A 15,594-nucleotide genomic window follows, 5' to 3' on the forward strand; every position below is an offset into this window, starting at 1 on the left:
ACGGCCTCCACTCATCGACTCGTGATTACGCGACGCGATACGTGGCGGCTCTGCGGGCGACGGCCTCCACTTGCAGCGCTGCCGCTTCGCGGGCGCTGTCGCCAGGAGGCATCAGTTGGCTGTAGCGGTCGCAACTGGCGCGTACCTCATGACTGTTGAGCACCGTGTCCAGGGCCGTCGCCAATGACTCGGCGCAGGCCGGTGCGAAGACTTGCAAGCCGCACCCCAGGCGCTGCATTCGCGCTGCATTGTCGAAATGGTCATGGGCAAATGGCGTGACGATCTGTGGCACCCCGGCGGCGATTGCCAAGGCCGTGGTCCCGACGCCGCCGTGATGCACCAGGGCCGCTGTGTGGGGCAGGATGCGGCTCATGGGGACATAAGGCCTGACCAGGATCCTGCCGTCGCTGGACAACGAGGGGTCTACCGCCTGGCTGGTCAGGAACACGCCGCGGCGGTCGATCGACTTCAGCGCTTGGGCCGCAGCGGCGAAATACTGTGCGGCATTGACCGTCGTCGAACCCGGGGTAAACACCACCGGCGGGGCCACGCTCAAAAAGTCGTCCAGTTCGGCGTCTGGCGCCTCGAAGCCGGACTCATCGAATAACGGGAACCCGGTCAGTACCGTCTGGGCAGGCCAGTCTTGTTGGATCGGGGCGAACCAGTCCGCAAACAATCCCAACACCCGGTCAGGCGAGGAAATCCACCGACTGATGATGCGCTTGACCGGGGGTAAGCCCAATTCGCGGCGGAAGCTGTTGAGCTCAGGCTTCATGAGCCGATCGAGGAAGGCATGTTCGATGACCCCCAGTAGCAGGCGCCTCAAGGGATACGGTACGAAGGTTGGCAGGTTCGTTCCCGGTGGATGGACGGGGCGCGCAAGGGGCGACCAGATGGCGAACGGTGTGACCTGGCCTGTGACCAGTGGGATGCCGTGCCGTTCCTGAAGCAGGCGGGCGGAAAACGCCCACAACGAACCCAGCATGACGGTGTCGTCGTCGCATGCCTGTTCCAGTAGCCGATACTGTTCGCGCAACGTGCCGCCGACGGTTTTCCATAGGGTGGGCAGTGACGTGCGCGGATGCCACAGCGCCGGGTCAGCCATGACGGCTCGATATTCCTCGCGGGTGCCCAGGGGCAGGAACTTGAAGCCGCAGCGCTCGATCACCGGCGCGAACACCGCGCTGGCGCAAAAGGTTATCCGATGCCCGCGCGCGGCGAGGGTACGGCCGATCCCGATAAATGGGTGAACGTCACCGGCTGAGCCGATGGCCGTAATGATCACATGCATAAGGCTCCCTTTTAGAGTGATCGTGCGATGGGTGACAGTCCTGACCGGCGGGCGATCGGACATCGCCTGTGGATTCCGTCCACAGAAACGATTCAGCTTGAGGGGTTATTTAAGCGGTTGCAGGTAGGAAGCGTCTGTAGCGGAAAACGGGGACATTCCAGCCCGCAGATCAGGGGGTGAAACCTTGTGGTGAATGCAAAACTCATCACACCCCAGATTCCCTGTGGGAGCGAGCCTGCTCGCGATAGCGGTGGGTCAGCTTGCATCAGCATTGACTGTGCCGCCGCCTTCGCGAGCAGGCTCGCTCCCACAAGGGGCTTGTGGTGAATTACCAAATTCCATCAACACCCAGAATCCCTGTGGGAGCGAGCCTGCTCGCGATAGCGGTGGGTCAGCTTGCAACGATGCCGAATGTGCCGCCGCCATCGCGAGCAAGCCCGCTCCCACAAGGGGCTTGTGGTGAATTACCAAATTCCATCAACACCCAGATTCCCTGTGGGAGCGAGCCTGCTCGCGAAAGCGGTGGGTCAGCTTGCAACGATGCTGAATGTGCCGCCGCCTTCGCGAGCAAGCCCGCTCCCACAAGGGGCTTGTGGTGAATTACCAAATTCCATCAACACCCAGAATCCCTGTGGGAGCGGGCTTGCTCGCGAAAGCGGTGGGTTGGCTTCCACATCCTGGGCTGCCCAGCGAATCGCTCGCAGGACAGCCCAAACCGGTTATGACGTGGCGACTGCTTTCAAGGCCAGGGACATCGCCTCGCCCAGCTTGGCCACATGGGGCGCCTTGACCAGTGTGTTGTGGGTGCCGGGCAGTGGCGTCACGCTCACCTGGTCGGCCAGCAACGCACGCCAGCCCAGGGTCGGGTCGCTGCGTTGCTGTTCGCTCGCGGTGAACAGCGACACCTTGAGCGGGGTGGGTGGGCTGACGTAGGCGCCGATGGCGAGTCGCATCCGATAAGCCACTTGCAGATGCGTGCGCAGCAGGACGGCGTCGATGTCGTGTGGCAACTCCTCCGGTAGCAGGCGGTGGCTGGTGCACAGCGTCAGCATGGCGTCGATGTCCGAGTGTTCCGCCAGCGCGGTCAGTTGCTGCAACAATCCTGGATCGACCTGCTCGGGCAACCAGGCCATCAGGAACTGCGCTTCACTGATCGATTGTTCGGGCACCGGATCCGGGCGCGCCGACGCATCGATGATGCCGAGGAACTCCACGGCCTCACCACCGGCTTGCAGTTGACGGGCCATTTCATAGGCGATCAGGCCACCGGCCGACCAGCCGGCGATCCGGTACGGACCTTGTGGCTGGAGCTGACGGATGGCCGTCAGGTAACGCCTTGCCATGGCCGGCACATCGGACAGCGGTGCCTCGCCGGCCACCAAGCCACTGGCTGCCAAGCCATAGACCGGTACCTGGGGATCGAGCGCTGGCGCCAGGTCCCGCGCATACTGCACTTCGCCGCCCAAGGGATGGACCAGATACAAGGGGCGCTGGGAACCCGTACGGCGGATCGGCACCAGATTGCGCTGGGCACCCGGCCGGGATTGGCCGTCGAGGGTCCTGGCGAAACCGGCGATGGTCGGCTCGACGAACAGGTCGCGCACGCCGATCGGTTTACCGAGGACTTTGCGCAGGCGAGAGGCCATTTGCACCGCCATCAGCGAAATGCCGCCGAGGCTGAAGAAGTCGTCGTGGCGACTGATTCGCTCCTGTTTGAACAGGTCCTGCCAGAGGGCCGCAATGGCGATCTCGGTGTCGCCTTGAGGCGCTTCATAAGGCAACGGCGCAGGGCCGTCTTCGACAGTGGCGGGTTGGACGATGGCATTGGCCGAGCGCACCAGCGGCGGCGTGTTTTGCAACAACTGGCCGATGGATTGCTGTGGATCGCTCACCAGGTTTTCCAAGACGCTGGCAAAGAGTCCGGCGATGTTCTGCACGGTGGCGATGTCGAACAGATCGTTGGCGTATTGCAGGCTGCCACCGATGCGCTCGCCATTGTCGATCAGCGACAGTGACAGGTCGAACTGCGTGGTGTTGTGCGGGCTGGCCAGGGTTTGCACTTCAAGCCCTGGCAGTTGCAGCGGCGCCGGTGGCGTGTTGTCCAGGCTCAACATCACCTGGAACAACGGGCTGTGGCTCATGCTGCGCGTCGGTTGCAGGGCGCTCACCACCTGCTCGAAAGGCAGGTCCTGGTGATTGTACGCAGCCAGGGTCAGGTCCTTGATTCGCCCCAGCAGTTCGTCGACGCGGGTGTCGCGCTCGGTGGTGACTCGCAACGCCAGGGTGTTGGCGAAGAAACCGATCAATGCCTCCAGCTCCGGACGCTGACGGTTGGCCACCGGTGTGCCGACCACCACATCGTGTTGGCCGCTCAGATGACTCATCAGCACCGACCAGCCCGCTAGCAAGACCATGAACAACGTGGTGCCCCGGGCCTGGCTGAACGTACGCAGGTCGGCGCTGAGGGCGGGTGAAAAGCCGCACTCGATGATGCCGCCGGTATAGCGCTGGATCGCCGGGCGCGGACGGTCCAGCGGCAGGTTCAGCAGCACGGGTGCGCCTTTCAGGTGTTGCCGCCAGAAGTCGATCTGCGCTTGCAGCGCCGGGCCTTCAAGGGATTGTCGTTGCCAGGCGGCATAGTCCACGTACTGCAACGCCAGGGGCGGCAACGGGTCTTTCTGGCCTTGGGTGAAGGCGTTGTAGAGCACGCTGACCTCACGGGCCAGCACGCTGTTGGACCAACCGTCGGAAACGATGTGGTGCAAGGTGATGAACAGCACATGTTCGTCATCGGCCAATTGCACCAGGTGGCCGCGCAGCAGTGGTCCGCTGTGCAAGTCGAACAGTTGCGTGGCGTTGACCTGGCCGAGGTGCTCAAGGGTGGCCTGGCGTTCAGCGGGGGCGATGGTGCGCAGGTCCTGCTGCTCCAACCGGAAGCCATAGTCGGCCGGCGCGATTTTTTGCAAGGGCTCGTCGTCCACCAGCTCGAACCGCGTGCGCAAGGTTTCGTGACGCGCTACCAGGCGGTCGAGGGTCGCTTGCAACGCCGGTTTATCTAGTGTTCCCTTCAGGCTCAAGGCCAGTGGCAGGTGATAGGCCGCGCCCGCCGCGTGATCCAAATGATCGAGGAACCACAACCGCTGTTGCGAGAAGGACAACGGCAGGCGCCCGGCGCGATTGGCCAAGGGAATCGACACGGCCTCGGTGGGCGAGGCCGCGTGTACCAGGGCGGCGAGGCCACGCACGGTCGGCGCGTCGAACAGTTCGCGCAGGGTCAGCCGTGCGCCCAGCTTGCGCCGCAGCCGCGACAGCAGTTGCACGGCGAGCAGCGAATGGCCACCGAGTTCAAGGAAACCGTCGTGACGACCGACCTGGTCCAGGTGCAGCAAACCTTTCCAGATCTCGGCAATGGCGATTTCGGTGTCGCCCTGGGGCGCCTCGTAGGTTTTACTGGCCAGGGAGTCCTGGCCGGGGGCCGGCAAGGCGCGGCGATCGAGCTTGCCGTTGGCGGTCAGGGGCAGGGCATCGAGGTGGACGAAGGCGCTGGGCACCATGTACTCCGGCAGGCCGCTCAGCAACGCGCTACGCAGTTGCTCGGCCGGGATCGGTTCACCGCAGACATAGGCGACCAGCCGCTTGCTGTCCCCATCGCCTTGGCTGTCCTCCCGGGCGATGACGACGGCCTCGCGGATACCTGGATAGGCCACCAGGGCGTTCTCGATTTCCCCCAACTCGATGCGGAAGCCACGGATCTTCACCTGGAAATCATTGCGCCCCAGGTACTCCAGCGTGCCGTCGGCCAACCAGCGACCGAGGTCGCCGGTCTTGTACAGTCGTGCGTTCGGCGCGGTGCTGAACGGGTCGGCAATAAAACGCTCGGCGCTCAGTTCCGCTCGGTTCAGGTAACCCCGGGCCACGCCGGCGCCGCCAATGTGCAGCTCGCCAGCCACGCCCAACGGCGTCGGTTCCCCACGGGCATCGAGCACATGCACTTGGACGTTGGCAATCGGCCGGCCAATGCTCGGGCGTTCGCCGAGGTCGCGGATCAAGTCGATGGTGGCGTCCACCGTGCATTCGGTCGGGCCGTACATGTTGTAGAAACGGATGCTCGGGCAGTCGCGCAACTTCGTCCAGGTCGCGGCATTGATCGCCTCGCCGCCGAGCAGCACGCTCACCGGTTGGTAGCGGCTGCGTTCCAGCAGGCCGGCGGCGAGCAGGGTATCGAGCTGCGATGGCGTGGAGTCGAAGGCGTGCACCTGATGCTGTTCGAGGAAGTCCAGCAACTCGTGGCCGCTGGCGCGGATCAGTTGCGGGATGATCACCAGTCGATGGCCGGAGAACAGCTGGGAAATGCCCTTGATCGACATGTCGAAGAAGAACCCGGCGTTCAGCGCCACGGTGGCCGGGCTCGGACAGTACTGGTGGGTGGTGCGGGTCAGCACTTGCCAGAAGTTGAACACCGAACGGTGTTCGACCATCACGCCCTTGGACTGGCCGGTGGAACCGGAGGTGTAGATCACATAGGCCAGGTGTTCGGCGGTGAGGCCCGCTACCTGCGGGTTGGTATCGAAGTCCGGATCATCGACGGCCAGCAGCGAGTCGCGGGTATCAAGCAACAGCAGCGGGAGCTCGCCCGCTGGCAACGACAGGGCTGACTGGGTCAACAGCGCCCGTGGTTGGCTGTCCTGGAGCATGAAGGCCATGCGCTCGGCGGGATGGGCCGGGTCGATGGGCACGTAGGCGGCGCCAGCCTTGAGCACGCCGAGCAGGCCAACGATCATGTCCAGGCTGCGCTCGGCACAGACGGCGACACGCTGATCGGGCTCGACACCGAGGGCGAGCAACTGCCGGGCCAGGTGGTTGGCGCGGCGATTGAGCTGGCGGTAGGTCAGTTGCTGTTCTTCGCAGACCAGGGCCACGGCGTCGGGGTTGGCCTGGACCTGGGTTTCGAACAGGTGATGGATCGGTTGCGCGGCGCCGAAATCGCTGGAGGTGCGGTTGAAGTCCGTCAGCAGCAATTGCCGCTCGCTGGCGGGCAGCACGTCCAATTGGCTGGCGAGGCGTTCCGGGGCCTGTTCCAGGGCTTCGACCAATGCGCCCACGGCGTGGGCGAGATAATCGGCGATGCGTTGCGGGTCGATACCGGTGATGGATTGGGCGGTCAGGGAGAACCCGTCGCCCACATTCGCCACGGCAATTTCGATGGGGTAGTTGGTGCGGGTTTCGGAGGCGATGAAATGCATGCCTTCGTGGTCGCCCATGTCCTCGACGTTTTCCCCGGACGCGTTCACCAGGTCGCCATGGCGGCAGTTGAGGATCACCGTGAACAAAGGCAACGAGGCATCCACCGCACTGCAACGCTGGGCCAGGGCCAGGGACGCCTGTTCGTGGGTCAGTAATTCACTCAGTTGCTGGTAGGCGTCGCGGACAATGTCGCCGACGGTGTTTTGCTGCAGGCGAATGCGCATCGGCAGGGTGTTGATGAACATTCCCAATGCGTGGTCGGCACCGGCGGTGCCTTGGGAGCGGCCCGACAGCACCGTGCCGAAGATCCCGTCGTCGCGTCCGCTGGTTGCCGCCACCACCAGGCCCCAGGCCGCATGGAACAGCACGGAGGTGGGCACGCCTTGCTGGCGTGCCATGCGATGCACCTGGGCGCTGAGCGCGTCGCCCAGGTGTTTCACGGCGCGCTTGATCCCGGCGCCGTTGCCTCGGACATCCAGCACGCCGTAAGGCGCGGTGGTGGCGTCGACATCGGCCAGCAAGCGACGGAAATAGGCTTCGTGATCGGCCTGGGACACGCTGGCGGCCTGGGCGATGAAGTTACGATAAGGCTGGGAGGGCGGCAGGCTGTCGGCCTGACCGGCCAGGATCGCCTGAATTTCCAGCATGATCAGGCGCAAGGTGACGTTATCGCTGACCAGGTGATGGTCGAGCAACGCCAGCAACCATTGGGCCTGGGGCTCGTCGTAGATGATGTACGCCGCGATCAGCGGCGCTCGCTGCAAGTCGAGTCGCAAGTGATGGGTGTCGGTATGTTCGCGCAGGATCCGCAGGGCGTCTTCGCCGGGGAAACAGTCCAAAGTCACCACCGGCAGTTGCGCCTGGCGATGCACCACTTGCACCGGCTGCGGCAAGCCGTGCCAGCGCAAGGCAGTGCGCAGGATGTCATGACGGTCGATGACCACCTGCACGGCGGCAAGGAAGTCGTCGAGCACCTGGCGACGGCTGAACGTCACCACGGTGCGCATCAGGTAGGCGTCGCCTTCGGACTGCAACAAGTGGTGGAACAGGATGCCTTCCTGCAGCGACGACAGCGGGTAGATGTCCTGTACGTTGGCGGCCCCGCCCGGCACGTCGGCGACGATCTGCTCGATTTCCCCCTGGGTGAGGGTCACCAGCGGCAGCATCTGCGGTTCGATGGCCGTGCAGTCGGCCGGGATCAGGTTGTCCGGGACGACCCGTTGGGCGTTGCTGCCACCGGCCAGGACCGTGGCCATGGCCTTGAGGGTCGGCGCGGCAAACACCGTGCGAACATCCAATTGCAGGTCGGCCTGGCGCAGGCGCTCGATCAGGCTGATGACCAGGAACGAGTGGCCCCCCAGTTCGAAGAAGTGATCCTGGCGACCCACCCGTTCAACCCCGAGCAGTTCCTGCCAGGCGTTGGCCAGGGTGCGTTCGATGTCGCCCAGGGGCGCTTCGTAGTGCTGGCTCGCGGCGGCGGACAAGTCCGGCGCCGGCAAGGCATTGCGGTCGAGCTTGCCATTGGTGGTCAACGGCCAGGCGTCCAGGGTCACGAAGGCGCTGGGCAGCATGTGTTCGGCCAGCACGTCGGCCAGTTGGCTACGCAGCGCCGAAGACTCAAGGACGCCGCCGTCGTGGGCGATCAGGTACGCCACCAGGCGTTTGTCGCCAGGCGAGTCCTCACGCACGATCACCAGGGCTTCGCGCACGTGTGGCAGGGCCAGCAGTTGGGCTTCGATTTCCCCCAGCTCGATGCGGAAACCACGGATCTTGATTTGCGAATCGTTGCGGCCCACGTAGACGACACCGCCGTCGGCGCGGTAGCGGGCGATGTCACCGGTGCGATACAAGCGTGCGCCGGGCGTTGCGGCATAGGGATCGTTGATGAACCGCTCGGCATTGAGGGCGTCACGGTTCAGGTAATGCCGGGCCACCCCCGCGCCGCCGATGTAGATCTCGCCATTGACGCCCACTGGCACCGGTTGCTGGTACTCATCGAGGATGCGCAGGCACAGGTCGGGCAGGGGCGGGCCGATCAGGCTGGGCGCGCCGCTGTCGATTTCCATTTGGCTGATTGGGTAATACGTGGCGTGCACGGTGATTTCGGTGATCCCGTACATGTTCACCAGACGGGTGCGCGACAGGGCGGTGCGCGCGGTCCAGGGCCGCAGGCTGCGAAAATCCAAGGCCTCGCCGCCGAAGATCACTTCACGCAGGGCATGTTCCTGGTCGCTGCGCTCGCGGGCTTCGATGAACTGGCGGAAGGCGCTCGGCGTCTGGTTCAGGACGGTGACCCGCTGCTGGCAGACCAGCCCGTAGAAATCATCGGGCGAACGCGCCACCTCGCTGGGCACGATCACCAGCTTGCCGCCGTAGCTCAGCGCGCCCCAGATTTCCCAGACCGAGAAATCGAAGGCAAAGGAATGGAACAGGGTCCAGACATCGTCGCGACCGAAATCGAACAGCCCGGCGGTGGTGTCGAACAGCCGCGCGACATTGCCGTGTTCCACCAGCACGCCCTTGGGCAGTCCGGTGGAACCCGAGGTGTAGATGACGTAGGCCAGGTGCCGCGACGTCAGGCCCAGGGTATCGGCATCGGGGTTGTGGTCCAGGGATGCATCGGCTCGATCATCGGCGGCAACGTAATCGACCAGGTCCACCACCGGCACTTGATGTTCAGGCAAGGCGTCGAGGCAGGCCGATTGCGCCAACAAGGCCACCGGCGCGCTGTCCGCCAGCAGATAGCCGAGGCGTTCGCTGGGGTAGGCCGGGTCCAGCGGCACGTAGGCACCGCCGGCCTTGAGCACGGCCAGTACCGCGCAGACCATTTCCACCCCGCGCCGGGCCAGGATCGCGACTCGGTCATCAGGGCGTACGCCCTGGGCGAGCAACGCCTGGGCGATGCGGTTGGCCCGGCGGTTGAGGTCTTGATAGCTCAGTTGCTGTTCGCCAAACACCAAGGCGATGGCCTGGGGGTGAGCGGCGGCGAATTGTTCGAAGCGCTGGTGGATCAGCCAACTGGGAGCGCATGTTGCCTTGGGCGGCAGCGTCGCCGGCGAGGCCTGGCGCTGTGCCGGGCTGAGCAACGGCAGGCTGAGCACCGGTTGTTCGTCCGCTTCGACCAGCGCCTCCAGCAGCGTTTGGAAATGCTGGGCAAAACGCTCCACGGTGGAACGCTCGAACAGGTCGCTGGCGTATTCGATCACCCCGGCCAGGGTGCCGCCGTCGTTGCCCAGGGTCAGCATCAAGTCGAATTGCGCGGTTTCATGGGCCTGGGCCACAGGCATCAGGGTCAGCCCGGGCAGGCTCAGTTCACCGCCGCCCGGGGTGTTGTCCAGTGACAGGGCGACCTGGCACAGCGGGTTGTGGCTCAGCGAACGCGGCGGTTGCACGGCTTCGATGACTTGTTCGAAGGGAATGTCCTGGTTTTCGTAGGCCGCCAGCGTCGTTTGTTTGATCTGTTCGAGCAGCGCTAGCACGCTCGGGTTCTCCGTCAGGTTCACCCGCAGGGCCAGGGTGTTGACGAAGAAACCGATGAGGTTTTCGGTTTCGGTGCGCCCGCGGTTGGCGGTCGGCACACCGATGACCACGTCGCGCTCGTTACCCAGGCGCGCCATGAGCACCGACCAGGCGCTGAGCAACGCCATGAACAAGGTGACGTTGTGCTGTTGGCAGAAGCGTTCCAGGCGTTCGCGCAAGGCCGGGGCGATCACCACCGGGACGTCGCCGCCGCGATAACTTTGCATCGCCGGACGCGGGCGGTCGGTGGGCAAGGACAGCAAGGCCGGGGCGCCGCCGAGGTGCTCGCGCCAGAAATCCGCCTGGCGGTTGAGGCGTTCACCGTTCAGGGCCTGGTGTTGCCAGGCCGCGTAGTCGGCGTATTGGATCGGCAGGGCGGGCAACGGGTCGGCCTGGTCTTGGCTGAAGGCCTGGTAGAGAGCGGCCAGCTCCTTGACCAGGACACCGACCGACCAGCCGTCGGAGATGATGTGGTGTTGGGTGATCAGCAGGATGTGCTCATCGTCGGCCAGGCGCAGCAGGCGGCCGCGAATCAGCGGGCCCCGGGCCAGGTCGAACGGCGCCAGGGCTTCGCTGTTGCCGATACGGGCCGCGCTGAGGCTGGCCTGCTCATAAGGCAGCGCGCGCAAGTCCTGTTCGCCGAGGGCAAAGCCGCAGTCTGGCGCGGCGATGATTTGCACCGGTTGCTCGCCACGGCGTTCGAAGGTGGTGCGCAGGCTCTCGTGACGTGCCACCAGGCGATCCAGGGCCGCCTTGAGCGCGGGCTGATCGAGTTCGCCGCGCAGCAGCAGGGCGGCGGGCATGTGATACGCGCTGCCCGCGCCAGCGTCGAGCTGGTCGAGGAACCACAAGCGTTGCTGGGCAAACGACAGCACCAGAGGCTCGTTGCGGTCTGCCTGGCCGATGGTCTCGGTGCCGGGGCTGTGCAGTCCGCCCACGACCCTTGCCAATTCCTCCACGGTGGGATGGCTGAACAGTTCGCGCAGCATCAGTTCGCCGCCCAACTGCTGGCGGACCCGGGAAACCAGTTGCGCGGCCAGCAGCGAGTGGCCGCCCAACTCAAAGAAACTGTCGCTGCGTCCAACGCGTTCGAGGCCCAGCAATTCTTGGAAGATCTGCGCCAGGGCGGTTTCGGTGGACCCTTGCGGCGCGGCATAACCGCGCTCGGACATGGCGTCCAGGCTTGGTGCCGGCAGCGCGTCCTGATCCAGCTTGCCGTTGGCGGTGAGCGGGTAGGCCGGCAGGCTGACAAAGGCACTGGGGATCATGTAGTCGGGCAGTGTGGCGCCCAACTGCTTGCGCAATGCCGCCACTTGCAGCACCGAACCCGTTTCAGGGATCAAGTAGGCGATCAGGCGCTTGTCCTGGCTCGCGTCTTCGCGGGCCAATACCCGCGCTTCCCGCACCCCTTCACAGGCCAGCAGCTTGGCTTCGATCTCCCCGAGTTCGATGCGGAAACCGCGAATCTTCACCTGGGCGTCGATTCGGCCCAGGTGAACGATGTCACCATTGTCCAGCAGCTTGCCCAGGTCCCCGGAGCGATACAGGCGTTCGCCGGGCCGGAACGGGTCGGCAATGAAACGTTCGGCGCTCAAGGTCGGACGGTTCAGGTAACCACGACCCACCCCCAGCCCGCCGACACAGATTTCACCCGCCACGCCCACCGGCAGCAGCCGTTGATGGGCATCGAGCACGTAGGCCACGGTGGTGGGGATCGGCCGCCCGACATTCGAGATGCCGACGGCAATGTCCGCCGCGCCAATGGCCTTGTAGGTCACGTGCACACAGGTTTCGGTGATGCCGTACATGTTCACCAGTGCCACATGCCCGAAGGCACGGTGGAAGGCGTCGAGCTTGCCCGGTTCCAGGCTCTCGCCACCGAAGATCACATAGCGCAAGCGTTCCAGGCGCACCTGTGGCGTCGAGAGGGCGGCGGCGCTGAGTTGCAGGAACGCCGACGGCGTCTGGTTCAGCACCGTCACCTGCTCGCTTTCAAGGAAACCCAGCAGTTCCACCGGATCGCGGCGCAGGGCCTCGGGCACCAGGCTCAGGCGCGCCCCGTAGAGCAGGGCGCCGAAGATTTCCCATACCGAGAAATCGAAGGCGTTGGAGTGAAACAACGACCAGACATCGTCGGCGCTGAACTGGAAGTCCAGCCGATTGTTGTGCAGCAGGCGCACGACGTTGCGGTGTTCGAGCAGGGCACCCTTGGGTTCTCCGGTGGAACCCGAGGTGTAGATCACGTAGCAGAGGTGGTTTGCCGCACTGAGGTTAGGCAGGTTGGCGGCGCTGACGGTGCTCTGCGTGGCGACATCGAAGACTTCAATGCCGAGTTCCTGCAGCGCCAGGCCCATGTCCTGGCGGGCGATGGCCTTGCCTGCGCCGCTGTCGCGCAGCACATAGGCAATGCGCTCCTGGGGTGAACTCGGATCGATGGGCACGTAGGCAGCGCCGGCCTTGAGCACTGCCAGGGTGGCGACGATCATCTGCACCGAGCGCTCCAGGGCGATGGCTACCAGCTCCTGGGGCTGCACGCCGGCCGCCCGCAGGCGACGGGCGAGGCGGTTGGCCTGTTCGTTGAGCTGTCGATAGCTCAGCCGCTCCTCGCCCAGGTTGACGGCGATGCGGTCCGGGTATTGGCGCGCCTGTTCCTCGAAAATCTGATGCAAGGTCAGGGTGTCGGGCCAGGCCGCTTCGCTGTCGTTGAAATCGAGGATCTGCCGTTGGCGTTCGGCGGCGTCCAGCAGCGGGACGTCATCGACACGCTGCTGCGAGTCCTCGACGAAGGCTTCCAGCAGGCGCACGTAATGGCGCATCAGTTGCTGGATGAACGCCGCGTCGAAGAACTCAGCGTTGTACACCAAGTGCCCGGCCCACTGCGACTCATCGGCCGTGATCAGCAGGTGCAGGTCGTTCTTGCCGTAACCCAGGTTGGTTTCCAAGGTCGTGACCGCCAGGCCCGCTACCAGCGTGTTGCGGTCGGCGCTGCGCTGGAAATTGAAGAGCACGTCGAACAGCGCGGTACGGCTCATGTCCTTGGCCGGGTTGAGGGCCAGCACCAGTTGGTCGAACTGCATGTGCCGGTGCCGCTGGCCCTGGGTCAGGTTGTTGGCGGTCTGTTCCCAGAGCTGTTGCAAGGTCGTGTTGCTGTCGCACCGGCCGCGCATGACCAGCAGGTTGTCCAGCGGCCCGACGACATCCCGCAAGGCCGGTTCACGGCAGGCGGCCGTGGTGCCGATCACCAGTTCATCGTGGCCGGCGTAGCGGCGCAACAGCGCGGTGAATGCGCTCAGGGCCAGGCTGTCGCTGCTGACGCCGACCTCTCGGGCCAGCGCGTCGAGACGCCTTGCCAGTGCCGGTTCGAGGGTGAAGCCGTGGGTGGCTTCGGCAAACACATGCACCGCCGCCCGGGGACGATTCAGTGGCAGTTCCAGGGCTTGCAGCTTGCCGCGCAGTTGATAGGCCCAGTAGGCACGCAGGTTTTCCAGCACGGTGGCCGGCAGGTTGCGTTGCCAGGCGGCAAAGTCGCCATAGCTCAATGGCAATGCTGGCAACTCGGCGCTGCGGTCGGCACAGGCGGCTTCGTAGAGGGCCAGCAGGTCGCGCTTGAGCAACTGCATGGAATTGCGGTCGGCCAGCAAGTGGTGCGCGGCAATGGCCAGGATGGCGTTGTGTTCGTCCCCCCGTACCAGGGTTGCGCGCACCAGGCTGCCGCCGTCCATGGTCAATGGGCGGCGCGTTTCGGCCAAGGCCTGGGCTGCCAGATCGTCAGGGTTACCCTGGATCCGTTCGAGCGCCAGGCTGGCCGGGCCGTCGAATTGCTGCCACGCATGGCTACCGTCGCTCAGCACTCGGCAGCGCAGGATGTCGTGGCGGGCCAGCAAGCCGTCGAGGGCGGTTTGCAGGGCCGGTTGATTGAGCTCGCCGGTCAGCTCCAGCAGCAACGCAATGTTGTGGTACACCGGGTTGGCGTCGTACAGGTAACCGGTTTCGAAGGTGTCGACGAACCACATCCGCTCCTGGTGAAAGGACAGCGGCAGCCGTTCCGGCACAGGCACAAGGGCCTTGACTTCGGGCAAGGCCTGGGTCGGGTCCAGTTCCAGGGCGCCGATCCGGGTGTCCGGGGCTTCGGTGAAGCAGCGCAACAGGCGCTCGAAGCGCGCGGCGAGGCGTTCGACGGTGGCGGCGTCGAACAACGCGGTGGAATACGACAGGCTGCAGGACAGGTTCGCGCCGCCTTCGTCGATGTGCAAGGACAGGTCGTGCTGGGTGTTGTCCTTGCGCGAGGGCAGGAATGCCAGGTTCAGCCCGGGCAATTGCAACTGGCCGCCGGCGCCTCCGGCATTGGTGTAGAGCATGGTCTGGAACACGGGGCTGTAGCTGGCGCTGCGCGGCGGCTTGAGGGCCTCGACCACCAGTTCGAACGGGGTGTCCTGCCGGGTCGAGGAGTCCAGCATCAGTTCCTTGACCTGCTGCAATACCTGGTCAAGGGTGGGGTTGGCGTCCAGGCGCACGCGCAGGGCCAGGGTGTTGACGAAGAAGCCGATCAGCGCCTGTACGTCGTGGCGGTCGCGGTTGGCGGCGACGGTGCCGATCACCAGGTCCTGTTGGCCGCTGATGCGCGCCAGCAAGACCGCCCAGGCGGCCATCAAGGTCATGAACGGGGTCGCCGCGCGGGACTGGGCGAACTGGGCGATGGCGGCGGACAGCGATGCCGGCAGGTCGAAGCCCAGGGTTTCGCCGCGATAGCTCTGCACCGCCGGGCGGGCCCGGTCGGTCGGCAGCAAAAGCAGGGCCGGGGCGCCAGCCAGGTGCGCTCGCCAGAACTCCACCTGTTGGGCCAGGCGTTCGCCGTCCAGGTGCTGGCGTTGCCAGGCCGCATAGTCGGCGTATTGCCGGGTCAGCGGCGGCAGCGGATCAGGTTGCCCGGCGCTGAACGCCTGATACAAGGCCGCAAATTCCTTGACCAGGATGCCGATGGACCAGCCGTCCGAGATGATGTGGTGCTGGGTGATCAGCAGCCGGTGCTCGTCGTCGGCCAGGCGCAGCAGGGTGCCGCGGATCAGCGGCCCGCGCAGCAGATCGAACGGCGCCGTGGCGGCGTTTTCGCTCAGGTGTGCGGCCTTGGTGTCGGCCTGCTCCCGGGACAGGTGGCGCAGGTCATGGGTCACGAGGCTGAAGCCGCAATCGGCCGGGGCGATGACTTGCACCGGCTGCTCGCCCTCCCGGCGGAAGGTGGTGCGCAGGCTTTCGTGTCGCGCCACCAGGCGATCGAGGGCAGCCTTGAGGGCGTCTTGGTCGAGGGCACCCTGCAGCGACAGCGAGGCGGGCATGTGATAGGCGGCGCTGGCGGTCGGGTCCAGTTGGTCGAGAAACCACAGTCGCTGCTGGGCGAACGACAGCGCCAGCGGAGCGTCGCGGTCGACGCGGGGCAGGTCCTCGGCAACGGTTTCGATGACCCGCGTCGCGCCGCGTTGCTTGAGCAGTCGCAGCAGTGCGGCACGTTTCAACTGGTCGAGACTATCGTTATGTTCGTTCAA

The 15,594-nt window shown here is 65.2% G+C and carries 2 protein-coding genes; both read right to left on the minus strand.

Translation table 11 applies throughout. The features are described 5' to 3' along the window. Positions 1–25: 25 nt before the first annotated feature. On the minus strand, positions 26–1,291 hold the full coding sequence (locus HU715_RS07095) for a glycosyltransferase (protein ID WP_186710310.1): 1,266 nt from the start codon (positions 1,289–1,291) through the stop codon (positions 26–28). A gap of 719 nt (positions 1,292–2,010) precedes the next feature. Next, entirely contained in the window at positions 2,011–15,594 is a 13,584-nt protein-coding gene (locus HU715_RS07100; protein ID WP_217884309.1) for a non-ribosomal peptide synthetase, read from the minus strand.

The organism is Pseudomonas zanjanensis (genome assembly GCF_014268745.2).
Lineage (GTDB): Bacteria > Pseudomonadota > Gammaproteobacteria > Pseudomonadales > Pseudomonadaceae > Aquipseudomonas > Aquipseudomonas zanjanensis.